General features: G+C 39.1%; 25 protein-coding genes, 2 tRNA genes and 3 pseudogenes. 20 read left to right on the forward strand and 10 right to left on the reverse strand.

Annotated elements, in window-relative coordinates:
* Positions 1 to 12: 12 nt before the first annotated feature.
* Entirely contained in the window at positions 13 to 174 is a 162-nt protein-coding gene (locus G399_RS22085; protein WP_006014333.1) for a hypothetical protein, read from the reverse strand.
* 679 nt (positions 175 to 853) lie between these two features.
* On the opposite strand from G399_RS22085, the gene G399_RS0115385 reads away from it, so the two are divergent.
* The 9 genes from G399_RS0115385 to nth all read left to right on the forward strand — a co-directional run bounded on the left by G399_RS0115385 (position 854) and on the right by nth (position 7403).
* Positions 854 to 929, forward strand: a tRNA-Asn gene (locus tag G399_RS0115385).
* 25 nt (positions 930 to 954) lie between these two features.
* Positions 955 to 1030, forward strand: a tRNA-Asn gene (locus G399_RS0115390).
* Between the two features lie 254 nt (positions 1031 to 1284).
* On the forward strand, positions 1285 to 1863 hold the full coding sequence (gene rsxA / locus G399_RS0115395; protein WP_026843787.1) for an electron transport complex subunit RsxA: 579 nt from the start codon (positions 1285 to 1287) through the stop codon (positions 1861 to 1863).
* A complete protein-coding gene (rsxB, locus tag G399_RS0115400; protein ID WP_006014339.1) occupies positions 1860 to 2432 on the forward strand; it encodes an electron transport complex subunit RsxB in 573 nt (190 codons plus the stop codon). Before rsxA ends, rsxB begins: the two co-directional genes overlap by 4 nt.
* Positions 2433 to 2436: 4 nt before the next feature.
* Positions 2437 to 4230: an electron transport complex subunit RsxC gene (rsxC, locus tag G399_RS20825; RefSeq protein ID WP_006014341.1), complete on the forward strand. Its 1794-nt coding sequence runs from the start codon at positions 2437 to 2439 to the stop codon at positions 4228 to 4230.
* Positions 4227 to 5300, forward strand: a complete 1074-nt coding sequence (rsxD, locus tag G399_RS0115410; RefSeq protein ID WP_026843788.1) for an electron transport complex subunit RsxD — start codon at positions 4227 to 4229, stop codon at positions 5298 to 5300. The genes rsxC and rsxD overlap by 4 nt, the downstream gene beginning before the upstream one ends.
* 2 nt (positions 5301 to 5302) lie before the next feature.
* Entirely contained in the window at positions 5303 to 6034 is a 732-nt protein-coding gene (gene rsxG / locus G399_RS20830; RefSeq protein WP_006014346.1) for an electron transport complex subunit RsxG, read from the forward strand.
* Positions 6027 to 6728 (forward strand): electron transport complex subunit E, encoded by a 702-nt coding sequence (locus G399_RS0115420; protein ID WP_006014348.1) that lies wholly within the window; start codon positions 6027 to 6029, stop codon positions 6726 to 6728. Before rsxG ends, G399_RS0115420 begins: the two co-directional genes overlap by 8 nt.
* Positions 6729 to 6737: 9 nt before the next feature.
* On the forward strand, positions 6738 to 7403 hold the full coding sequence (gene nth, locus G399_RS0115425; RefSeq protein ID WP_006014350.1) for an endonuclease III: 666 nt from the start codon (positions 6738 to 6740) through the stop codon (positions 7401 to 7403).
* Positions 7404 to 8096: 693 nt separating this feature from the next.
* Here nth and parS read toward each other — a convergent pair.
* From parS to G399_RS21770, 5 genes and pseudogenes are all read right to left on the reverse strand, one after another.
* Positions 8097 to 8492 (reverse strand): type II RES/Xre toxin-antitoxin system antitoxin, encoded by a 396-nt coding sequence (gene parS / locus G399_RS0115430; protein ID WP_006014352.1) that lies wholly within the window; start codon positions 8490 to 8492, stop codon positions 8097 to 8099.
* 179 nt (positions 8493 to 8671) lie between these two features.
* Positions 8672 to 10315 carry an AAA family ATPase gene (locus G399_RS0115435; RefSeq protein WP_342340263.1) on the reverse strand — a complete coding sequence of 548 codons (1644 nt, stop codon included), beginning with the start codon at positions 10313 to 10315 and terminating at the stop codon, positions 8672 to 8674.
* An 18-nt stretch (positions 10316 to 10333) separates the two neighbouring features.
* Positions 10334 to 11149, reverse strand: a pseudogene (gene mobF / locus G399_RS0115440) (MobF family relaxase); the annotation flags it as partial.
* Between the two features lie 45 nt (positions 11150 to 11194).
* Positions 11195 to 11476: a hypothetical protein gene (locus tag G399_RS0115445; protein ID WP_006014356.1), complete on the reverse strand. Its 282-nt coding sequence runs from the start codon at positions 11474 to 11476 to the stop codon at positions 11195 to 11197.
* A gap of 187 nt (positions 11477 to 11663) precedes the next feature.
* On the reverse strand, positions 11664 to 11837 hold the full coding sequence (locus G399_RS21770) for a helix-turn-helix transcriptional regulator (protein WP_006014359.1): 174 nt from the start codon (positions 11835 to 11837) through the stop codon (positions 11664 to 11666).
* A gap of 277 nt (positions 11838 to 12114) precedes the next feature.
* On the opposite strand from G399_RS21770, the pseudogene G399_RS20835 reads away from it, so the two are divergent.
* The 3 genes and pseudogenes from G399_RS20835 to G399_RS0115470 all read left to right on the forward strand — a co-directional run.
* Positions 12115 to 12762 (forward strand): annotated as a pseudogene (locus tag G399_RS20835) (WYL domain-containing protein); the annotation flags it as partial.
* Positions 12763 to 12785: 23 nt separating this feature from the next.
* The gene (locus G399_RS0115460) at positions 12786 to 13340 is read left to right on the forward strand and encodes a S16 family serine protease (protein ID WP_006014365.1); all 555 of its coding nucleotides are present in this window, start codon (positions 12786 to 12788) and stop codon (positions 13338 to 13340) included.
* Positions 13341 to 13990: 650 nt separating this feature from the next.
* Positions 13991 to 14203: a hypothetical protein gene (locus G399_RS0115470; protein WP_006014370.1), complete on the forward strand. Its 213-nt coding sequence runs from the start codon at positions 13991 to 13993 to the stop codon at positions 14201 to 14203.
* A 1162-nt stretch (positions 14204 to 15365) separates the two neighbouring features.
* Here G399_RS0115470 and G399_RS0115480 read toward each other — a convergent pair.
* A protein-coding gene (locus G399_RS0115480) for an IS3 family transposase (RefSeq protein WP_085949260.1) occupies positions 15366 to 16513 on the reverse strand; the annotation gives its coding sequence in 2 pieces (ribosomal slippage) (positions 15366 to 16276 and positions 16276 to 16513; 1149 coding nt in all).
* 67 nt (positions 16514 to 16580) lie between these two features.
* Complete coding sequence (locus G399_RS0115490; protein ID WP_006014377.1) at positions 16581 to 17474, reverse strand: hypothetical protein; 894 nt, start codon at positions 17472 to 17474, stop codon at positions 16581 to 16583.
* Positions 17475 to 17801: 327 nt separating this feature from the next.
* Here G399_RS0115490 and G399_RS23075 point away from each other — a divergent pair.
* The 3 genes and pseudogenes from G399_RS23075 to G399_RS20845 all read left to right on the forward strand — a co-directional run.
* A pseudogene (locus G399_RS23075) lies at positions 17802 to 17883 on the forward strand (transposase); the annotation flags it as partial.
* 249 nt (positions 17884 to 18132) lie between these two features.
* Positions 18133 to 18306: a hypothetical protein gene (locus G399_RS22385; protein ID WP_006014382.1), complete on the forward strand. Its 174-nt coding sequence runs from the start codon at positions 18133 to 18135 to the stop codon at positions 18304 to 18306.
* A 147-nt stretch (positions 18307 to 18453) separates the two neighbouring features.
* Entirely contained in the window at positions 18454 to 18795 is a 342-nt protein-coding gene (locus tag G399_RS20845) for a hypothetical protein (protein ID WP_226989013.1), read from the forward strand.
* A 21-nt stretch (positions 18796 to 18816) separates the two neighbouring features.
* Here the strand turns inward: G399_RS20845 and G399_RS0115515 are convergent, their stop codons facing one another.
* Both G399_RS0115515 and G399_RS0115520 read right to left on the reverse strand, forming a co-directional pair.
* Positions 18817 to 20100: a metallophosphoesterase gene (locus G399_RS0115515; RefSeq protein ID WP_006014388.1), complete on the reverse strand. Its 1284-nt coding sequence runs from the start codon at positions 20098 to 20100 to the stop codon at positions 18817 to 18819.
* A 39-nt stretch (positions 20101 to 20139) separates the two neighbouring features.
* Positions 20140 to 20808, reverse strand: a complete 669-nt coding sequence (locus tag G399_RS0115520; RefSeq protein ID WP_006014390.1) for a hypothetical protein — start codon at positions 20806 to 20808, stop codon at positions 20140 to 20142.
* A 572-nt stretch (positions 20809 to 21380) separates the two neighbouring features.
* Between G399_RS0115520 and G399_RS0115525 the strand changes: the two genes are divergently transcribed.
* The 5 genes from G399_RS0115525 (at position 21381) to G399_RS0115550 (ending at position 24500) form a co-directional block, all read left to right on the forward strand.
* Positions 21381 to 21611, forward strand: coding sequence for a DUF2188 domain-containing protein (locus G399_RS0115525; protein ID WP_006014395.1), 231 nt, complete (start codon positions 21381 to 21383; stop codon positions 21609 to 21611).
* A gap of 1548 nt (positions 21612 to 23159) precedes the next feature.
* Positions 23160 to 23426: a hypothetical protein gene (locus tag G399_RS0115535; RefSeq protein WP_026843794.1), complete on the forward strand. Its 267-nt coding sequence runs from the start codon at positions 23160 to 23162 to the stop codon at positions 23424 to 23426.
* Positions 23423 to 23887, forward strand: a complete 465-nt coding sequence (locus G399_RS0115540; protein ID WP_006014417.1) for a hypothetical protein — start codon at positions 23423 to 23425, stop codon at positions 23885 to 23887. The genes G399_RS0115535 and G399_RS0115540 overlap by 4 nt, the downstream gene beginning before the upstream one ends.
* Positions 23884 to 24246, forward strand: coding sequence for a hypothetical protein (locus G399_RS0115545; protein ID WP_006014420.1), 363 nt, complete (start codon positions 23884 to 23886; stop codon positions 24244 to 24246). The genes G399_RS0115540 and G399_RS0115545 overlap by 4 nt, the downstream gene beginning before the upstream one ends.
* Positions 24243 to 24500, forward strand: coding sequence for a hypothetical protein (locus G399_RS0115550; RefSeq protein WP_026843795.1), 258 nt, complete (start codon positions 24243 to 24245; stop codon positions 24498 to 24500). The genes G399_RS0115545 and G399_RS0115550 overlap by 4 nt, the downstream gene beginning before the upstream one ends.
* Positions 24501 to 24563: the final 63 nt, after the last annotated feature.

Below are 24563 nucleotides of genomic sequence, written 5' to 3' on the forward strand. Positions count from 1 at the left end.
TTGTATTGTTAGTCACTGCGTACCGTCATTTTGTTCTCTTTTGATCCCACATAATAAAATATCTTCGCCCTTTTTACTCTGAATTAGAATTTTTAGTTTGATTTTTATGTTATCTCTTTTAAAACCAATAAAAATCACTGATTTTGTCACCACCAACAAATTCTGCCAACTCATTGATTATATCCCAAAAAGCGGTCAAAAAACTGTCACATTTGTATTCTCAAATTAAAATAAATGAATTAGTACACAGGCATCTAAGAAACTGATATCTGTCAACAACTAAAAAGTGAAACTGATTACTATTTTTTTAACGTGTTGTTTTTAATCATTTTATTTATTTTTAGTGTTTTTATGTTATTTCTATTGACAATAATTGATTAAGCTCGGCCTTTAGTTTAACTATTTAACCCACAGACTTATCCACAGATCTAGTGGATAAGTGGTCGCGCCCTAATAACGGCGCTCGTTAACAGCTTTTTTAAAAAATATTATGTAAGTTACCACTAACCATAAGAGCATTTCAGTTGCGTTACCGTTGTGTTACACACTGTCTATATTAACAGTAGTCACCGTAATTTTAATAACCTTTAAACTTGTATTTATTAAAAAAGAGATGAATTCGTAATAAGAGGAAGGATAAAGATGCTCACGGTTAAAAAAACAGGTGGTTATTCTTAATAATATCATCAATTTAGTATTAACGTGGTTCATATTCAGGCTCTTTGTCCTCATGCAAACCCAACACCATGACTGCCTACTTTATAAGCAAACAAAAATTAAACATTAAAAAACTGTAGAACACTGTTGACACAGCAGCCTTACCTCATTAATATCCGCATCCGTTAAAAGCAGGTCCCCCTTAGCTCAGTTGGTAGAGCGACGGACTGTTAATCCGCAGGTCCCCCGTTCGAGCCGGGGAGGGGGAGCCACTTTTAACTAATTAGTAACACCTGTTCCCCCTTAGCTCAGTTGGTAGAGCGACGGACTGTTAATCCGCAGGTCCCCCGTTCGAGCCGGGGAGGGGGAGCCACTTTCCTCGGGTGTTGCTAAACCAGTCAAAACCACGCTAGCCTCGTCAATTCTATCCTAATTAATATGTACATATTCTCGATCCGAGTTGTTATATGCGCTGGAAAAAGCGATAATCTTGATCAAAATTATGGATGTTTTCGTTTAACTATGCAGATAACGAATTAGAGCTCAAAGATCAATTCACAACTCTCTATTAGAAAATTTAAGAACTTCATTATTGTCAACGATATACGCCGATAGAACGATAGGTAAATGACCGAAATAATACTACTATTAATAGGAACAGTGCTGGTAAACAACTTTGTCCTTGTCCAGTTTTTGGGATTGTGCCCGTTCATGGGCGTTTCGGGAAAGCTCGAAACAGCAATTGGCATGTCGATGGCCACGACTTTTGTGCTAACAATAGCTTCTATGTCCAGCTATCTTGTTGAAGCGTATATTTTAACACCACTTGGCATTGAGTATCTCAGGACACTCAGTTTTATTCTGGTGATCGCGGTTGTCGTGCAATTCACTGAAATGGTAGTGCATAAAACGAGTCCCACGCTGTATAGACTATTAGGAATATTTCTGCCACTGATTACAACTAATTGCGCAGTATTAGGCGTGGCATTGTTGAACATCACTGAACAGCACAACTTTATTGAGTCTATTATTTATGGTTTTGGCGCTGCCGTCGGTTTTTCTTTGGCCCTAATTTTATTTTCTGCAATGCGAGAAAGACTCGCCGCTGCTGATGTCCCTGCCCCATTCAAAGGCGCATCGATTGCCATGATAACTGCTGGCTTAATGTCGCTGGCGTTTATGGGTTTTACAGGATTAATTAAATGACGTTAACCGTTTTTGCGCTCGCGGCAATTGCGCTGTTAGCACTGATTTTTGGAGCTCTGCTTGGATTCGCTGCTATCCGCTTTAAGGTGGAAGGCGATCCGCTGGTTGATCAAATCGATGCGATTTTGCCTCAAACTCAATGCGGCCAATGTGGTTATCCGGGTTGTAAGCCTTATGCAGAGGCCATTGCAAACGGTGATGATATAAACAAATGTCCTCCCGGCGGCGAAACGACTATAAGAGAACTATCCGCCTTAATGGGAGTTGAAGCTAAACCACTCGATGCAGCTCATGGCGTCGAAGATGTCAAAAAGGTCGCGTTTATTCGTGAAGACGAATGCATAGGTTGTACGAAATGCATTCAAGCATGCCCTGTGGACGCAATTTTAGGGGCCGCTAAACAAATGCACACCATCCTTATTGACGAATGTACAGGCTGCGATTTATGCGTCGACCCTTGCCCGGTGGATTGCATTGACATGGTCCCTGTAGAAGTTGACTCAAGTCACTGGGAATGGAAATTTAATAAAGTACCTGTAGGTGATATACCTATCAGGCAAATGTCTTAGGGGTATGACTGTGTTTGCCAATTATGACAAAATTATCGAGCGAATTAGCTTAAACCAACTCTGGGATTTTCCTGGTGGGGTTCATCCGCCACAGCAGAAAACCTTATCAAATCAGTCTAGTATTGAGTACCTTCAAGTAGAAAAAACATACTACGTTCCGGTAAAACAACATATTGGTATTGAAGGTAAGTTATTGGTCTGCGAAGGCGACAAGGTATTAAAAGGGCAAGCTCTCACAACGAGCGAAGCGCCTTTTTCTGTTCCGGTTCACGCTCCCACGTCGGGTGCAGTAACAAAAATTACAAACCACGTTTCCGCTCATCCATCAGGCATTCCTGAACTTAGCGTGATTATTGATGCTGATGGTCAAGATACTTGGATTGAATTGGATCCAGTTCCTGATTATGCCAAAACCAGTAAATCAGAATTAATTGAACGTATATGCGACGCAGGTATCAGCGGAATGGGTGGTGCAGGTTTTCCTACCCATATTAAAACCAACAACAGTAAACCGCTCGAATTCCTGATCATCAACGGTATTGAGTGTGAGCCTTATATCTCCTCTGACGACAGATTGATGCGCGAGCACGCTTGGCAAATTCGGCAAGGTATCGATATATTGGTGCACATTCTGCAACCTAAACAAGTTATTGTAGCCGTCGAAGACAACAAGCCCGAAGCCTTAGAAACCATGTCGATAGCTTGTCAACAAAAAATAAACTATCAGGTAGTGAGTGTCCCCACAAAATATCCAGCGGGCGGCGAAAAACAACTTATTCAAGTTCTCACATCGCGAGAGGTTCCGGCAAATGGGTTACCCATTGATGTTGGTTGTATTATGTATAACGTCGCAACGTGCTATGCCATTGCAGACGCCATTGTCGAAGGAAAGCCATTAATTGAACGAGTAGTAACACTCACTGGAGAAGGTTTTAAATCTCCTAAGAACGTATGGGCTCGTTTAGGTACACCAATTCAGTCGCTACTTACCTATGGCGACTATGACCAGAGTCAGCAATCATCGCCAAGATTCATTATGGGTGGCCCAATGATGGGATTCACAGTGACGTCAATGCTGACCCCTATTGTCAAAATTTCAAACTGCATCCTGGTGCCTGCAGATAACGAATTGCCGCACCCAGAAGATGAAAGAGCTTGCATCAGATGTTCGGCGTGCTCGGACGTTTGCCCTGCCTCATTGTTACCTCAGCAATTATTTTGGTATAGCAAAGCCAAAGAACTTGAAAAGGCCGAAGAATATAACCTCTTTGATTGCATCGAATGTGGTGCTTGCGCCTATGTTTGCCCGAGTGAAATTCCGCTAGTGCATTATTATCGGCAGGCAAAAGCCGATATCCGCAATCAAAAAGAAGAAAAAGAAAAGTCTGATAAGGCAAAAATACGCTTTGAAGCCCGCAAAGCCAGGTTACTCAAAGAAAAAGAACAACGTGAAGAAAAGCATCGCCTAGCCGCCGAAGCACGTAAAGCTTCTTTAAGCACAGACGGTGGCGGGACTAAAGACAAAATTGCAGCAGCATTGGCAAGAGCGAAAGCTAAAAAAGAAGCTTTAGCGAAACAAGAAGCTTTAGCTGAAAAAGAAGCTTTAGCGAAACAAGAAGCTTTAGCAAAACAAGCGCCACACATAGCGGATTTAGCCGAGTCTGAAAAAACCAAAGCAGTTTCGGTAAGTGAAGTTTCAACAGAAGTTGTTGCATCTCAAACGGCTCAAGGCGCTTCTCCTGCAAAGGATAGCCCTGAAGACGATGCCGCAGCCAATGAAGAGACTAAAGAATTATGACAATGTTGAGTTTATCTAGCTCACCTCACCACCATAATCGACGTGATATAGGCCAAGTAATGCGCCTTGTTTGCTATGCGACTATTCCTGGCATCCTGGCTAATGTGTGGTTTTTTGGGTTTGGGATCTTGATTCAAGTTGTACTGGCAATAATAACGGCCTTGGTAACAGAAGGCGTTATTATGGAGCTAAGAAAGAAAAAAACCGAACGTGTTCTTAAAGACTATAGTGCCGTTTTGGCTGCACTGCTTTTAGCTATATCGATTCCTCCTTTGGCACCTTGGTGGGTCATTGTCATTGGTACATTTTTCTCTATCGCTGTGGTGAAACAACTGTATGGCGGTTTGGGCTATAATATGTTCAACCCTGCTATGGCAGGTTATGTCATGCTCTTAATTTCATTCCCCGTGCAAATGACATCATGGCTGCCGCCTTTCTCTATCGCAGAACAATCTCATTCGTTATGGGACGCAATTCATACTGTTTTCACGGGCTTCACCAGTACTGGCTTTAGTGTCGAACAACTAAAAGTAGGGATTGATGGAACAACTATGGCTACGCCATTAGATGAAGTAAAAACAGCGTTGTTGCAGGGCTACACAGTGACTGAAGCGAAAAGCCATATTATGTTCGATGGTAACTATGGAAAAGGTTGGTTGTGGGTAGCAATAGCTTACTTACTAGGTGGTTTATTTTTAATTAAAACCAAGGTTATCAATTGGCATATTCCCGGTAGCATGCTGGCATCAGCAGCGCTACTGAGCTTATTCTTGTTTTTACTTGACGGCGATCAATATGCATCCCCGCTCTTTCATCTTTTTAACGGAAGCTTAATAGTCGGTGCGTTTTTTATTGCGACAGATCCTGTATCTGCATCCACCACAAGCAAAGGTCGTATCATTTTTGGTGCCGCAATTGGCTTATGGGTTATTATTATTCGTAACTGGGGCGGATATCCGGATGCCATTGCCTTTGCCGTTTTAATAATGAATATGGCGGTACCACTTATCGACTATTACACGCAGCCTAGGACCTATGGACACAAGAACAAAGCGAGTAAAGACTCATGATAATGAACTACATGGGGAAAAACGGAGCTATTTTAGCTGGTTTTGCATTAGTAACAACCAGCCTCATCGCAATTACCTTTGCCGGAACAAAAGAGCGAATTCAATTTGAACAAGAAAAGCAGCTATTATCGGTTTTAAACGAATTGGTACCTGAACAAGCACATACAAACGAGTTGCATTTGGATTGTATATTGGTCAATTCGCCTGAGCGCTTGGGTTCTATGCAAGATAAACGAATATTCCGGGCTCGAATGGGTGAAGAAAATGTAGCTGCCGTAATCGAAACTAGCGCGCCAAATGGCTACAGTGGGGAAATCAAAATGGTTGTTGCCGTAAGTTTAGATGGTGCTTCACTGGGCGTCCGAGTAGTTGATCATAAAGAAACGCCAGGTTTAGGTGACAAAGTTGATTTACGAGTCAGTGATTGGATACTGTCTTTTGCGAATGTGCCTTTTAGTGGAAAAGGCGATAACCGTTGGCAAGTCAAAAAAGATGGTGGTCAATTTGATCAGTTCACTGGAGCCACTATTACACCGAGAGCCGTGGTGCAGGCGGTCAAAAATACATTAATTTATTACAATGAAAATCGTGACATGATTTTCAACGCAGCAAGCAATTGCCTTAGTTCTATTGCCAGTGATTCTGCTGACAATGCATTGCTAGATAACGCGGCGTTAGATAATAAGGCCCTAGCTAATAAGGCTCTAGCTAATAAGGCCCTAGCTAATGAATGAATATCAAAATTTAAGCGTTCAAGGGATCTGGAAAAACAACCCTGCGTTGGTTCAATTACTTGGTCTTTGTCCTTTATTAGCAGTAACCGCCACCGTTATTAATGGATTAGGCTTGGGTATTGCAACGACATTGGTTCTATTAGGGTCGAACATAACGGTGTCACTGGTGCGTAATTTTGTACCCAACGAAATTCGGATCCCAATATTCGTCATGATTATTGCCGCATTTGTTACCATTGTGCAATTGCTCATGAACGCATTTACGTTCGAACTGTACCAAGCGCTAGGTATATTCATTCCGCTAATTGTAACTAACTGCGCCATTATCGGACGAGCAGAAGCTTACGCTTCAAAGAATCGAGTGCAACTTGCCGCGTTTGACGGACTGATGATGGGGTTGGGCTTCACGTTTGTTTTAGTCGTCCTCGGTGCAATGCGCGAATTGCTAGGTTACGGAACCTTACTTGTAGGTGCCGATTTACTGCTGGGTGATTGGGCAAAGGACCTCACGATCGTTGTATTTACCACAGAGAGTCCTTTTTTATTAGCCATTTTACCGCCCGGTGCATTTTTATGCATGGGCTTGTTAATTGCATTTAAAAATATGCTAGACAGGCTTATCGAAAAGCGTTCACAAAGAGCTAAGCAGGCTAAAATTGTGCAGAGAGCGCGAGTGACAGGAACCGACATATGAATAAGACATATGAATAAAGAAAAGCGTTATGAGATGCTCTCTCGCTTGCGTGCCAATAACCCCCATCCGACAACTGAGCTGAACTTTTCAAGCCCTTTTGAATTGCTTATCGCGGTCATATTGTCAGCACAGGCAACGGACGTCAGTGTCAACAAAGCAACAGATAAACTTTACCCTGTCGCGAGCACGCCTAAAGCAATCTGCGCACTGGGTATCGACGGCTTAACAAAATACATAAAAACTATCGGTTTGTTTAATTCAAAAGCAAAGAATGTGATTGAAACTTGTCGTATTTTAGTAGAAGCCCATGGTTCAGTGGTGCCAGAGGATAGAGAAGCGTTAGAAGCATTGCCAGGCGTTGGCAGAAAGACGGCTAACGTAGTATTGAATACTGCGTTTGGTTGGCTAAAAGATAATGAAGGTAGATACTTCATTGCTGTTGACACTCATATCCAAAGAGTCGCGAACCGCACTGGATACGCCAAAGGCAAGACGGTTGAACAGACCGAACAAAACATCATTAAAAATACCCCGAACAAAACTGAATTTATGTATGACCTCCATCACTGGTTGATATTGCATGGAAGATACACTTGTATAGCTCGTAAACCAAGATGTGGCTCTTGTATCATCGAAGACTTATGTGATTTTAAGGAAAAGACGGAATATGACTAACCACTTTTTTTAGGTCATATATTACTCAATCTAGTTAAATAGAAGTTAAGCTAAAATTAAGTCAGTGAAAATCAGAACCGTGAAAAATAAATGCCGAATAGAGCACTAAAATCTCATAAAAAGATGCAATTTAAGCTCACTATGATACTGATATGCCCATAATGCAGAAACTGATTTAGGTGCAGAAAAGTCAAGCTGTAAAAACGTACTCTCGTGTTTTTTAATTTCCTTTTTAGATGGTAATCGATGGGAATTTAACTTTGTCTTAGCACGCTCTTTGTTTATAAATCATCAGGATGCATTGCTCACTTCTTTGTTTGTAGATCGTCGGGTTTATTTACTCAGTTCTTTGTCTATCTTTCCATTTTATTTAGGCCCAATGGCTGTGTACCCTCACCATAAAGTTCAGGCTTGACAATAGTATCTTCCAGACAATAGCTGACAAGTTTGTTGGCCTAGCTTACATCATGCCGCCCATCATCTTATTTTTAAAGGCTCACAGGCTCTTTTTAAAATTTACACCCCGAAATATACCCCACTTCGGTTTTCTACATCTCTGCACTTTTAGCCTTGATATCATATCAAAACTTAGAGTATCAAATCAAAAAATAAATATTCTATTTGACCTGCTGGGTAATCAAAGGGTGGTCGATTTCAATAAATTTCTAATACGGTAACCTTTGATTGTCTCGCTCAAGCAAACACGCCATGCTTTTGGCGACCAATGATGTCTTTAACGGCATCGCACCCGGCACTAGTAGATAGCATATCCAATGGCCTGTTTCCCCCAATGGCCTCAATATCAGACTGGAGCCAAGTAATAGCGTCATCGTTGTTCCCCTCAAATAGATCAATGGCCGCAACAAGCACATGAGTGAAACGATATAGATTATCACTTTCACTATTTTTAAAGTGACCGCTTTTAGCTCGGCGATGAAGTGTTGCTAGCGCGATTGATAAAGACGCAGCAAGCTCTCTTTTATCGAGACGAGTCAATTCAGCAAAGTGCAAAAAAATATCATAAGAAAGTCCATTATTAATAGCAAAGTGGAGCGCCAAGCCACGGGAAGGTATGCCAAGTTTAAGCATGAAATAACATCAATCTAGTTTATGTAAACTTACATTATGATAGAGCTTATCTTGTTGCAAGCATTTGATAGCTAATTATATTTACTCCCCATCCTCAGCAACCTTTAATAATGAGTTTACGTGGAAAATCATAACTCACCGATTGATTACACAGTCAATTTTAAGACGGGTTTTTTGAGCTATGCTTTTAGATACTCCAATGCAATAGCCTTGTGACGAGAAGTACGCATACATTTAGCTAGCGTTTCTATCCTCGATTCTTGCAAGTTTCGCTCCTCGGTAATGGCGTCATCATTATAGTCATCAAGCTCTCGTCCATTTACAAACCAATCACAGTTGTCCTTGTGTCTTGAACCGGCAACATAAGACGCTGCTCTGTCCATGCTTGTTGTATAAAGTACAAAGGTATCGCCATCAACGGTGCTACCTTGGCTACTATATATCGTCGAAGCATATGCACGGACAAGATGTAAGTTACCTTTTTCATCAGAGTAATCAGATACCTTGAACCGCACTCGATGACCATTATCCATTGATATGAAAAAATAGTATTCATCTTCAAATTCACTAATAGCAGTAACAGTGCCTAAATCGCCGTTCGTAAACGCTCTTTCGTAGTCGTTAATTGTAAACCAAACACGATCGTTTACAGAAAATTTTAAACTCATTACTTTTTGAGATACCACACAATTAATTTCGATATCTTCATCACCAATTACCTCACGATCTTTTAACCTTTTTCGAACTAGTTCATTCAGCGGCTCGACATCCTTCCAACTGAACGCCATTATCATCCAATCTTTATTGGGATTGGCCAGAGTATAAGCGTGCCATGCATCGATAAGCGCCTCCAAGGTCTTATCTTTCGTTTCAAACAGATTTAAAAGACCTTTTGCTCTCATAGTATTTATAGCCGACATTGACGCGCCGCTGCGGAGATCAACCACCATCGTTCTAGCCCAAAGCTGTCGCTGTCTATATATCGAGGTAAGTTCACTATGTCCTAATAACTTGCTAAGGTAAGCAAGGCACCCTGTTTGTTTGATCGACTTTAGCTGGGCAGTTTCGCCTACCAAAATTATCTTTGCTTTGGCTTTTTCTGCGCCCCTCATTAACATGAGCAAATCAGAAGTCGGAATAAGACCAGCCTCATCAACCAGTATTACGGAATTACTATATCTGCTGGGTCGCTTCTCTATTTCCAGTATGGTACTGGCGAGTGTTTTCGACTCAATTCCAGTATCATTTTCGAGTTGTACTGCTGCTTTTTTAGCGATAGTGGAACCTTTCACTTTGATGCCCTGAGACTCATATGCGATGCGGACTGCTTGCATCGATGTTGATTTTCCTGCCCCCGCTCTACCTTGCAAAATATCAAGACCAGTTTGACAAACACCTTGAACTGAAGCTTGCTGTTCTTCCGACATTTCGAAACCTTGATTATTTTCTTGAGCAGCTATCGCCTGCTCAATGGCCTGATCATTCATCTTATATGACTCATCCAAGTGCAAATAGGTAGCCAGTTCGACCACTGATCTTTCGATATCAATCATCATTTGTGTTGTATAGAGGGCTCTACCTTTTGCATCTTTTCCCAAAGATACAAGCCAGTCGTGAGTTAAAATTTGTTCTACAGTATTGTGAATACAAGCAAGACTCGAGTTATAAAACTGTGCCTCTATCGCTACAGCTTTATAAATATCTATTACATCTAGAACAGCTTCATGCTCTGTGAGCCTCATCAATAAAAACATTACCGGTATTGGCTCCAATGGTTTAAAAAGGCTCGCATTACGTATATTTATAATGTCACTCTCGAACATTCCGAGCTCGTTTAACTCTTCTTGCCACCTAGAAAGAAGAGCCAATCTATTCATAACAGTCTTCGGTTCGCGTGTTCTAATCGCGAACATTGATTTAGTTTTAGCGTTAATATTTTTTATTCCGCTATGCTCAACGCTATTTGTTATTTCATTGTTACGCTTAGAATATTTTCTACAAATTATTAGACAAACACTTTTGATTTCAAAATTGCGACCGTCTTCACTTTTTATTACTTCGAACCCTAATTCTGTTAATCCTTTACAGAGTTGAGATCGGTAGATCTCACCAGCTGCTTTAAACCATGTAAAAAGCTCTCCGAAATCTATTGCGTGCTACTTTTGACCCTCAACAAAGGTTAAATTAGCTATTACCAGATGAATATGCAATTGCATGTCATTTGCACGGGATGTGCAATGTTCAAACATCGCTGCAAAAAAGCCCATTGTCTTGACCAAGACTTTACCTCCTTTACCACAGCAAGTCTGGGCGGCTTTCTCTTCAAGAAAACAGAGTGTTCTAAGAGCTGCCTGTCTATTTTTCCAACTAATCCGCTCACGAAGTGCCTCACTGCATAAAGCATAAACTACAGACACGGACTTTGGAGGAGACAAAGTAATATCTCTTCCCGGATTATGCCGTCCATGAAATTTGGGCAGTAATGGGACTCCTTTCAAATTTTTACCTGAAAAAACATTATTAAAATCTTTTTCAATTACATTGGGCTTTAGGTTAAGTAAAGGGCAGAGTTTGCCTACCCACCATGACTTTTGCTCGGTAAAATCAAAGTCAGAAACACTACTAAGCCATTGGTTTGATTTAGATGGGCAATTCATCTTCAATAAGGTATTTAAAGCTAGTAACAGGGCCAGATGAGAGCATTATATTCGCACTCCGTTACTATCGAGGATAGCTATAATCGATTGCTTTTTTTTCAAGCTCAAATTTAACGCAGCACTTAATACTTCGAATAGAACCTTTTGTTGGCGCTGTTCCATTGCCACTAACTGCTCCTCCACTTGCTTCAACTGTCTGTAATGCAAACAAGATTCGCGAACAACATGCGCGATAGTGGTTCCTGACCTCTCCGCTTCATCAGCAATTGTCAGAAAATCATCTTGTGTAAATTTAACAGTCACAGATTTATCAAATTTAGCACTCATATCGAATACCCCACATTCCTTATTAAAAACAGACCTTTATGTGAGTATTTGATAGAAAAAGTCTTACCAAAGAGTTTCAGTGTTAGTCGTTGATAACAATAATAAAAACCTAGAAATAGTTGACCCTCAACAATACTAAGCGTGCGTAACGTGTAGGCTATAAAACAAATATTCATTTCATTTCGGCTCAGTACGGTAACTGTTCACGTTGTTCGAGCCATACTTCAATCTTTTCAACAACGAAGGAGATCGCACGTGGACCAATTGCAACCGGTCTTGGGAAATCACTAGATTTGCGCAAACGATATAGGGTGCTTTTGCTTACATTTAATTGCTTTATTAATTCGTTAGGACGAATCATTGTTTTCTTTAATTTCATCTTTAGACCTCTAATTTAATATTCAGAAATTTACAAATGCCATTTTGGCAAGTCCAAAAAGAGATTAAATGGTTTCAAAAGTATTTATAGAAGAGCACTTTAAAAGTAAGAGTTATCTCTCGATCATTTTTTGTTGATGAAAAATTGAAGGTAAAAAAATGAAAATTTGCTAAATATATACTCCATGTTTTGTATGAACACTTTACAACCGCATTAAAACAAACCACACAAAAGTTCAGTCATAAGTGAGATTTCTCAAATACAGCTTTCAGATTTAGGTTTTGCCCAAAAGAACCGTTTTGCGTACATCGATTTCTCATTGATGCGCAAAGGCTCAATTTATAGGCAAGATTTAATTAATCGTTTTGAGGTAGGTTTGTCTGCTGGATCACGAGACTTTAAGAATTATAAGCAGCTCGCCCCCGATAACCTGAAGTATGCCACTAAAGAAAAACGATATTTTCAAACCGAGCATTTAGAAGCTTTGTTCGATCATGAAGCTGTTCGTACTTTAGTTAAACTGGCAGATGATATATCTGACGGGTTTGATACGATAGGAGATGTTTACTTCCCAGTTGAGTCACCATCAAATTTGAACATTCTGGACGTCAACATTGTTACTCGCTTGCTTCAAGCTACGCTCAACAACAAAGCTGTTAGTATTATCTATACGCCACTGTCGAATGGTTCGAATGCCCGCGAAATTGTTCCCCACAGCATAGTAGAAAATGGTCTCCGCTGGCTTGTGCGTGGGTATGATCGTAAATCAAAAAGTTTTCGAGACTTTGTTTTAACGCGCATTAGTAAAGTAACATTGAATGAAATACCTGAGCCCAGCAAAATGGCAATGGCCGAGAAGGGTTGGCAACAACTAGTTCCCTTGGAATTAATCCCTCATCCCAAGGATGAGCCGACCTAATACCTCGCGGTTTGCAAAACCCGGGCGTTGTCCATTTTGTTAGCGGTGACACAATTGAAAAACTAGGTGTATACCATTTAGAAACAGAAATGACAGCTGGAAATGGCAAACATTCAACATCTGGACTAGGCTCGAACACTTCTGCTAAAAAGCAAGTGCGTGTTGGCTTTGAATATTTCAAAAGTAGTCTAAACCGCATTGCTGCAAACTCTAAGTTTTCCGAACATGAGTTTCATCTGCATTTTGTCAACTTGCAAAACAGCGAAAATAGCCATAGTGCTAGTTTAGCTTCATTGATCGCTTGCTGTTCAAAATTAATGAATAAACCTCTTCAAGAGGTAATGGCTGTTCTAGGCAGTATGACTTTAGATGGGGTCGTGAATTCAGTTCAAGAACTAACTTCTAGCATGCAAGTAGCGTTAGAAGCCGGTGCAACAAAGGTGCTATTACCGATGGCTTCTGCAAGCAATATTCTTAGCGTACCGGGAGAGACATTTACCAAGTTTCAGGTGAGCTTTTATAGTGATCTCTTTGATGTAGTTTATAAGGCACTTGGTGTCTCATAAGATTGTCCTAGAGTGATATCTTAGGATAGAGGCTAATTTTAGGTCTGCACTGAAGTCGAAGTTAACGAAAACCCACTACTCTGACTACTCATATTGTGCCATTGATAGTGTCATCTGTGACATCAATGATGGCTTTTGTGACAGCATTAGTGTCTCTTGTGGCACCACTGATGCCATACATTTCGGGATACAATAAATAAAAAACTGAATTTCCTAATTTCACATTATGTTTATTTATAAATTTATAATAATTTATAATGGTTATAATAATTTATAACATAGAAACGCTCATCTGTGCTGTTAGGATATGTGCTAGTTATCACAAAAACAGACTAATTTTGGCGGTTAAAATAATCTATGACTTCTATAACTAGATTTTTATTTTCAATATCCGTTGTCCACAGATGTTGTTCCGTAAAATACTAATGATAACGCCAACCATGATTTTGTACTTTTAAAGAGATCTTTTTCACAATTTGCATTATTCCTGCTTTTTAACTCAAAATATTGAAGTACACTTATTTTGTATTCAATTTATATTGTTTTCAAAAGTTTATTACCGTCACGTCTAGGTCAAAAAATTAGCCTCAATCAGATGCTTCAGTTTTTTGCGTGAGGGCTAGTTGATAGAAAAAAAGAAGGTAACGTTAATGCAGAACATCGAAAAAAACAAAGAAAAAAAATATAATACTGAAATCAAACTTGGTAAATCATTTAAATTTAATGGCACTATTTACGAGATGATTGATATTGCGATCAAGGACATGCGATGGAATTCTTTCCCAATGATTATTGCAAATATTGAGGCTGATGAAGCTAAGAAGTATAGTGACTATTGGCATCAAAAAATGGCTTCAAGATAGCGAATGCTAGACGAGATTGATATTCAGGGGTGGCTACTAAATGGTTGGCTTGTGAAGGGGAAGTACGTAATGGTTTCCGATAGATAATCGCCCGAAAGATATTTAGTAGCTGCGCTAATTCTATCAAAGGTAGCGAGTACCGAGAAGCAGTAGACCGTAACAAATTAGCGTCAAACGTAACAAGATTGAGTGTTTTTAAATACTTTTGCATTGCCTAAATTCCTATAGAGGTGGAGCGTTAGTTTATATAAAGTTTCAGCAATATCAAAATTACAAATATGGTTACTCAAAAGTGTAATCTATTGTGAATAATTTACTTTACTAATGCTTTAATTAAATACCTGTTAATTTACACTTGCGCTTGACCTACGTTTGCATTGAATGAGTAAACCCCTTAAATAAAACTTCGCCGACATTCTCAATGGCATTTAACACCTAATCTATCGTCAAGCTTATTAGCAAATAATCGGGATATATGGGTCAACTTTGGATGAAAGCTAACAGTACATGACGATGTAACCTGTGTTAACTATATTTTTCGGAGTACGTTATTCTCCAGCCACAGACTGTTTTACGCTCTCCTTTTTCTGCCTTTGTTACATAGCTGATTCTCGTACCAAGTTTCTCAACAAAATCGGCCTTTGAGCCATAATAGGTTTCTAGTGAGTTAATGTTTGTTATTTTAATAGTATACTTTAGCGCTGTCATTTTTAGCCAAAGTGGCTTAAATACTTCTGAACGCAAACGTTCAGAAGACAACAAAGCTAACTTTGAAAAAGGAATGGATACATTGTATTTCCTTCTATTTTATTCCACCACTCTGCCGATAGTTTTTCCTTTCGAGCCATACGTATGTCAGAGACAGAGTACATGCCGGCAATTAACAGCATTGTTTGAGGTAGACTGCCGAAACTAAGTCTATAGATTGATTTGACAGGAACAACACAGTCAGCAAATTCAAAATGTCCACTTAAAAAAGAGTTTAATGCAGCGGCCTGCGTCCGATTTACACAAATATCAATTGTTTCTTTCGTAATGGTTCCATCGCCTTCAAAAAAACCTCGAAAAAATGACCAGAAATTGTTAGCGTTATCGAAAATATGGTTAGGGAATCCGAATTCAGATTTTTCTTTATTTTGAGGTATGAACTTCCCAGTATTTACTAGACAGTCTCTGTTTCCAAAAAGTACGTCGCTTCAAATTTAGCAGGTGATACGCCACCTGTATGCGAATAACGCTTTTTGGGATTGTAAAACATTTCGATAAAATTAAATATCTCAGTCTTCGCTTCGTCTCTCGTTGAAAATATCTTGTTTCTTAACACGCGCTTTTTAAGTGTCCCAAAAAAGCTCTCGGCTACCGCATTATCATGACAGTTAACACGTCTGCTCATTGAGGGAACAAGATTATGCTCATTCAAAAATGCCAAGTAGTCGGCACTGCCATATTGACTACCTTGATCAGTGTGAACTAGCACTGATTGGGTGGGCCAACGCTGATAAACAGCCATCATTAATGCGTTGATCACCAATCTTTTATCCATATTTTTGTTCATTGACCAACCGACAACTCGGCGAGAGTATAAATCGATAACGATTGCCAAATACAAAAAAACCTTATAAGTGCGGATATACGTGATGTCGCTTACCCGCGCAACATTGGGTGCATCGGAGGCAAAGTCACGATCTAAAAAATTATCCGCAACACTTGAAAGCTTACTGCCATTGACATATTTTCGTTTGTACCCTATTTGCGCTATCAAGTTGTTTCGCCGCATAATTTTGGCGGCACGATTAACACTGCACACTTCGCCAGCTTCACGTAAATCTTGGTGTATCCAAAGGCTACCGTAAGTTCCACCACTGGCTTCATACAATTCATGAATGCGCTCAAGTAAACGATTGTCTTCTATAGCGCGATTACTCAACGGGTTTTTCTGCCATACATAAAACCCGCTGCGATTAATTTTAAGCACTCGGCACATTGCTGACACAGAAAACGTTTGTTGGTTTTCGCGAATAAAGGCGTACTTTACTCTGGGTTGCTTGCAAAGTACCTTGCGGCCTTTTTTAATATGTCTCTTTCCTCCGTAACACGTTTTAATTCAGCCTCTAACTTCGCTATCCGAACCGAGTTATCAGGTGATGTACGAATGGCTTTCTTGCCGCTTAATTGGCTACGCCAGTTGTACAATGATTTGGTCGCTATTCCGAGTCGCTCAGCGACTTCATTAACCGAATATCCACGATCAGTAACCTGCTTGATCGCTTCAATCTTAAACTCTTCAGTATATCTTTTGCCTTTGCTCATAAACACCTCAACTGTAAGTTACATTGTAACTGTTAAAAGTGTCTAGTGAAATCTGGGAAGTTCACTATTATTCGTAAAGCCCATGAGTATTACATATGACTTTCCCAATTTTTTGAGGATTGGGCGCAGTCACCAGTGCTGACAATTTGTTCTGCAAGTAAGACCGGAATAACCCCGTATCCAGTGCGGTTTTCATTTCTGAACGGAGCTCTTGCCATGGAAATGGCTCAGCCTGATTTTTCATAGGTAGTCTCTCAGTTAGCATAATGGCGTATAGATAGGAATAACCCTCAAGTTCAGTGCCTGATGTATCTGAATCAACTTCATGCTTATGCATAGTTAAGATACCTAGGCGTTCCTTGAGCTCATCTGAGCCTATTTCTTTCCAAACATAGAAGGGGTGCTCAAGTAAAAAAGTCTCTATTGAGTCAGTTAATGAATTATAAAGTTCCAAATATCCTCCGCTAGGTAATTTATCATCAGCTTCCTTGAAGCCAATATTGACTTTATTAATCAGTGAGGTAATTTTATTTTTAATTTCTGCGCATGCATCCATGCAATCGTAGTGTTCATTTATTTTATATGCATCGTGATTAATTTTATTTGCTAAAAAGGCATCTCTAACTTTAGCATGAGAAGCATAAGGTTCGGTATTTTTGAGTTCACCGGCTTCAGTTAAATAAGCAGCGATTTCTGGCAGATTTTGATAAAGCTCAACCTGTTTTTCCATGTAGTCCACTTCATTTTTTTCATAGCTTTCAATATACGATTGAAGTGCCGATGCAATGGCGGGTGTATAATATGGATAGCCATTATTTTGAGCAAATAAGGTAAATTGCACAATGGACATATTCTCAGTTTGAATAGTTTCTACAGCCATACATTTCTCATACATCGTTGGCTCTTTAGCACAGCCGCCGATCAAAATAAGAGTGAGTAAAACATTAATTAGTGGTTTCATTCTTCAACTTCCTTGGCCAGTTTAAGTTGGCAACGAATGCTCTTTAGTCAGCGATATTCAACGCAATGGCTAAAAAACGTTCACGACCAATATAACCATCATGATTCATTAATAACTGTAGCGCGTCAATCAACTTGACCGTCCACGTTAATTGTCGCTTAATAATAGCTCTGCTTACTTGCGCAGTAAGCGCCTATTCAACCCTCGCCCTTGAGATCACTGTTGGCTAGATATTCTAGTGAATTGAACAAGGGCATGGCCATTGTTTACCATGCCATATCCACACACATTGTAAATCGAGCAGGGGTTTCAAATAAACAAGTAAATACTGGGGCGGTGACTCTTATTCAACGCTTTGGCAGCGCGTTGAATCTAAACATCCACTTCCAAATGCTGTTTTTAGAAGGTGCTATTAACGAAAACTCATGGGGTGGTACCACTTTCACTCGCATCAAAGCGCAATCTCACGGCGATATGGTCGAACTAGCGCACACCAATTGCCCGATATTTAGAAAAATTTGGTTTGGTGCAGCGCGACATGGAAAACAGTTATCTGAACCTGCCTGTAGATGATGAAGATAGTTTGCTCGCGTTGCAAGGGCCACCTGTGAGCTATCATATTGCACTGTGACCATCACAAGGGCAGAAGGTGTTTACTTTGCAAACCTTACCTGCGAGCACCGAGGGTGAATATGGACAGTTAGACGAGATTAAGTTTATAGATTTTGTTCAAAAAGTTGCAAGTGATAAAGTTGTTGAACGAGCTATACTAAAATCGTCTCACCACAGCGCACATGATGGCGTTAATACTGTTATATGGTCATCTAGCTAGATATGGAGTCTCTAAATGTTGAATCAAATTGAGCAATGGGTTGACCAAACAAACGCAGAATATTAATAACAAAGAGTCTGTTGCTCTAAGTTTGTTAATGAGTTTGAAGGTTTTTATTCGCGAGAGTTCTTAAGTAATGCATATTTTGTGGTTGTAAATAAAATCCCACAGCCAAACTTTCCTGAACTGCGTAAAAGGGGTCTGGGGGATTTTATCGATATGGATGTTGACGGTATTACATACAAGAACACTTACTATTTACTACCTCAAATTGCCTCAGGGTTGCGTTTACATTTTCATGAATTGGTTCATGTAGCTCAATGGGCTCAGTTAGGAGCCGTTGCGTTTATTGAACGTTACATAAGTGAAATCCAAACCTTTGGTTATGAAAGCGCACCACTAGAAAAAATAGCATATGCACTTGATTCTTTTTTCTCGAATGGTGGTGAAAAATTTGATATCACTAGCTACATAGCACAAAAAATATAACACGCTATCAATTATGATTTCTTAGTTCACTTGTATAAAACATCTATCGTGAATTTCCAAATCGCTCCCAGACCAACGATATGCTGTTAAAGCCCCATTTTTTGCCACACTGTAATCTAAACATGCTACGTTACGCTTCAGCCTTTTTGGCTGCCCTTGAAACCAATAATGGCCAAAAAATACAAGTTTCGAATTATCACTGTATTGAAAGTCACCTAAATCATCAATAGGAGCAACATCAATAGGCATGTCACTTTTGTTAGATTTGGGGACAATCGCCAACTCACGATACGAACGGTCCTCAGTTTGCCACCATTTAATGCGAATATCATGGCGTGGTTGGCCATAACTGTCTTTAAACGAATAGCCAGCAGGTAACCTTAACTCGAGTCCTTTAAGTAAGGTTTCAACGGCTTCAAACTCCACTGAACCTTTTTCATTTGCCGCTATTAGAAAGGCGTCATCAAGGCGGTTACGACTATCGAGTTTACTTTGAATCGAGGCTATTGCTTTGTCATTCCAGCAAGCATGGATAACCCGAATACTAGATAATTCAAGAAATAAAGGGAGGGTTTTGAACCAATCAATTGTCTCCTTTAGTTCTACGTCATTCGTAAACTCATCGAGAAATGCCTGATGTTGCTTTTTATGATTGTCACTATGACTTCTTAAGGGCTCGCCAGTAGCAGGATGCAATGTATGATATGAGATAGCATTAAATTCATGATTGCCCATAACTGCCAGTGCAGCGCCATTTTCAACCATTGGCTTTACGATATCAATCACCGCTTTTTGCCGGGGCCCTCTATCAATAAAGTCTCCTACAAAAATTGCCATGCGAAATGGATGCTTATAAAAACCTTCGTCGTTTACCTTATAGCCTAGCTTGTCTAATAATTCGATTAAGGCGCATGAATGTCCATGAATATCGCCGAAAATATCAAAGTTCCGAAAAGCCATTTCTTGTGCTAACGTTTTCTCTCGAGGCTCATAATCTTGTTTCTTAAAAGAAACTTCGTGGTTACATACTTCAAAATTGAAATTGACAAAGGTGAACTCATCACCTTGTTTATATGTCAGTGACTTACTCTTGTCTTTGACTAATGGGGAATTTTTAACGTCCTCTGTTAATTCATTTTCACTAATGTGAGCAATATCCTTTGTTACAAATATAAGACTTTCGGCGTCGATGCCTCCCCACGCCCATTTCTGATATAGCACTTCATAGTCACCGAATTTAGCATCGGTTGAAAGAGTGATACGAGTGCCTTTTTCCGTCTTAACATTGAAAAATTTATTTGTCATATTCATACCTTTTTTTCTTAATAATTTAATTTGGGGAATTTATTTGAAAAAACTTGAGGGTATTGATTTTCCGTTAACATTTAATGTAGAGACAGATTTTTGATACTGTCCCGCACGATTGATTAGATTGCCTCTGCGGTCAAACGTTAACGTATCTTTGTATTTTCGAAAATACCGAAAACCATTACCAAAACTCCAAGGGATTGGTTTATTGAATAATTCTGCTTTTTCTAAGGCTTCAACAAAGGATAAATAGTCATCGCCGCTATCTGTATAGTAACTAGTTCCTGAAAAATGGGCGTTTTGGTTTTGTATATAACAATCAAACACACAATTAATTTCATTCGTGAATTGCAATGATTCTATGCCTTCAGGAATATCAACTTTTATAAAGAAAATAGCCGCAAATACAGGACTAGGTCTTCCACTTAAAATTACTTGAATAGAAGGAGTGAAGGCTTGTTGGGCAAGTTTTTCAATGTCGACCTCTACTTGTTCAATGGCAGCTTTGTAGTCCTTGCTTGGTATATCCAATGCCTGTTGTAACTTTGATCGGATGTCATTTGACTCAGTTAACGTAGTTATGAAGTGATCAATCACTCGCAATCCTTTACTGATATTGGTGTAACCAATTATCGACGCTAACTGATGTTTACTTAATTTTTTTGTAATGAGTTGTTGAGAAACCAGTGTTTGTAATACATTCATTATTATGTTCCTGCCCCAAGGGAAACACACGAAGATTGCTGTGTGGAGCAAAACAGACATCAACGCTTTAGCAGATACTTATGTTTCGCCCTGCAAGTTGTTACTTAATCCGGCGAATGTCTTTATGACCCAAGCATAATACCATAAAGTAACTATTAGTCAATGATGTCATCATATTGGTGACACCTTAAATCTCAATTATGTTTTTATTGGCTTACACATACGGCCTGAAATAATGAAGGGAAATGACCTTCTTTAGATCCATAGTTAAGACGCTAGCTGCTCCTCAATAAGTATGCTCATTGAGTTAGCTGATATTCTAAAATTCACAAGACAATGCATAATGACCTCAACACCATCCGAGCATATTAATACCATCAACATCAAATAAATACCCAAGTGATGCTCGTTATATCGGATCTTTAGGTTGCGTGTTGTGCGCAGGTAACGGTGAAACATCCTCTCACTTAAAACCTGACTGTGCTGACACGTTATTACATAGATTGCAATTGCTGATGTATTGTAATTGCGTTCTAATTATTGCTTACAAGGATTTTGACTGGGGGTTATAAATGTCGAAAAAGAAAAAGACGCAGCATCAAAATTTTAAATACCATGTGGCACTTTTAGATTCTTATGATTTCGAATCGACTTCAGATAAGGTTAGTGATGTATTTGACACTGAACAGGAAGCGATAGATGCTGCTAAAGCTTACGCGATGGAAAATAGTATTGAAGTAAACAGAAAGTCCTTTTTAAAAATTTTAATTGTGAACTCTGATGGGAATTCATATCAACTCTAAAGTCAAACCTTCTTGAACTTCGTCAAAAAGATTGGGGATTTTATTGATTAGGATTTCGATGGTAGTGTGCAATTCAGTGCTCGTTTCTTTTATTGAGCGTTACATAAAGAAAAAGATTGAGATACATAACCATATGGGACAGAAATATAACAAGCCGTTAATAAAAAAAATATGCACACCTGAGCAAAAAGCTGGTTCGGATTAATTTCATCTCTTGCGCGTCCTAATAGCTTACCTAAGTTAAACCCAAACAAATATAGGATTTGTACCATTGTATATTTAGGTGATAACGAATCTGGTAAGAGTATTACTAAAGGTGTGAATAGCATCGCAATAATAGCGATAATGTAAGCTTGCTTATCGGAGACCATTGCTTTCACGTAAAATGTTATTAAACCACTGAATTAAAAAACAATAGAAAATAAAAAATAAAAAATAAATGGAAAATAAACGTATCTAAGATGAAGCTCAAAGCATTGTTATGTTGCATTTTTCAATTATTATCATATAAATAGACAGATTTTTTTGGATTTGAATGACAGCTATTGGCTGCCTATCACCTCTACCTTTAATTTCACTTCATCAACAAAAGATATTGATGAGGGAGGCGACTGGGTCTTGCGAGCGATCAACGGACATTGCCGTCGTTAGCTTTTTTTGCTTACAGCCCCTATCAACCGGATTGTAGGCATTAGCACTCTAAATTACGATGAAAGCATGTCATGAGGGCAGCGCCTGAAACGTGTCTTCAATATCGATATTGTCTAATGTGAAAAATGCCAAAAGCATGATTTGACAATAATAGCCTGTATTACAGACACCGTGTTTATTCAAAAATACTAACGCACTTAGGCAAAACATATCCAAGATCAGAATAAGTAACGCGAGTACCGTTGCCACGAATCCCTCTGCGAAAAGAATAATAAAGACTTTATTGTCTAACGCGACTTCGATTTTGGGGCATAGACAAACACTACACAATACTAAGAAATAGACAATATCGCCGTATTAGCGTTTGCGAGCGACCCCCAAGGTTTCTGCACTAAAGGACTAACAACATAAGAATTAACACTCATAATTTTCTCAAAACCACCTTTAGAGACAGCTGTGACGACGGGAAGTGTATAGTGTTAACTCGTCATATCCTCTACTTACTTCAATCGTAAGTAAAAGTCAGTTAGAGACCTTTTCTTTGGTGGAATTATTTTTCAGACTCGTGATTATTCGTTTTTCCAAATCTAGTTTGTTTTTTCCAATCTATTTCGGCCATATACTAGAACTCCTGCCCTGCTGCTAATAATAGCGTTTAGTTTCACTTGTAAACTCTTCTGGCGACACTAAGCACAATAAGCACAATAAGCAATGTTGCAGTGCTTCAGATTCATATATTAATGTTATAAATTTATGGATTTCCAAACCCGGATTTGACTGAAGCACAGACATGCACTTTGCAGGCAAGAATTAATATTTATATATTTAATATGAATATTGCATTATTCATATTATAGTGTATATTTGAATACTTTATAAATTCAAATAGAGGCCTTTATGAGTAAAACTCGACACATCCAAAAACGTATGTCCCAGCGAGGCATTACTGAAAACATGTTAAAGATAGTAAAACAGTTTGGCATAAAACAAGGAGAGCGAATAATTTTAAATAAAAAAGCTATACAGAAGGCGTTGAAAGAGCTTGAAGCTCTTAACCAGTCACTTCAGTCGCTTCATGTGAAAGGAGGCGCTGTTTTGGTAGAAGATAGAAATACACAGATAACCTGCTTTGATTTAGATTCTTATAAAAGAGGCCAGAAATGAGTGAATGTCAAAATCTGAGTGACCCTGAAAATAGGAAAAACTGGATAAAGGAAAATGGTGATTGTGATGAAATGCATGCTTTTTTTGCACCAAACATAAAGCCGAACAACAAAGTTAAAAAGCCAAAACCGATTACTTTCAATATGGATTTTTCAAATTCTGACCTAATCCTTGTGGATATTATTGCAGCTAAACAATCGTGCTCTAGAAATGCAGTTTTAAGCAAATTCATCGAATTAGAACTTACAGAGACATACTATTCTCTTGACAAAGAAAGCCAGTGCGATATCTCACTTCATGTAGATGAACAGTTGAGTGAGTCAGGTGTTGAGCATGACTATCAGGAAATGACGTGGCTAGTAGCCCACCTATGTTTTTACAGGGAACATCTAGTAGAACCAAGTTGGATTAGAGAGGGTTCACCGTGGAAGAAAGCATTTGAGGAGGTAAACAAAAAATGAATATCAGCAATGTCATTCAGAAAACATTAGACAGTTTCGACGACGCAGGAAAGCCAAAGATTTCGACAGTATCCGTTCGTTTACAACCCAAATATGGTCATCTTCTTAATGCTTTCAAAATTGGCGATTTCCAACCGAAGCACGCTTTTAAAGCGGCTCTGTCTAAACGCCTCTTTGAGTATGTGTTAACACTAACCAATGATGAAATAAAACAGCTAACAGATGAGGCAATTGACAAATTAAATCATCGGGAAATAACAAAAACAGACGCGCTGCAATTGCTTAACGATTGCTCACTTTGTGACACTCCAACACTTGAACTGTTATTTCTTACTGATAATCCAAAGGTAAATAAATGAAAAAAGCTCCAATACGCAGAATTGCTTTCGTAAAGCTAACCGAAAATGGCACGTCATATCCAATGAGATGTGACCGATTAGACATTTTAAGCGATGACAGGGTCCACGTTATCTGTCGCTTTAGAAACCAGCGCGAAGTATGTGACGATGGCATCGTTACTAGCATTACATATCAACGGTGGAGCTGCCGAAGTGAAGTTGAGATGCTAGCTAGCGAAGCATCTTATGAACTACTTGACCGTGACTTTTTATGATCCATATTTGCTAAAAAATTTAGTCCTCTGGCTTTATAAACTTTAATTTACTCAAGGATAGAC

Source organism: Brumicola pallidula DSM 14239 = ACAM 615 (genome assembly GCF_000428905.1).
Lineage (GTDB): Bacteria > Pseudomonadota > Gammaproteobacteria > Enterobacterales > Alteromonadaceae > Glaciecola > Glaciecola pallidula.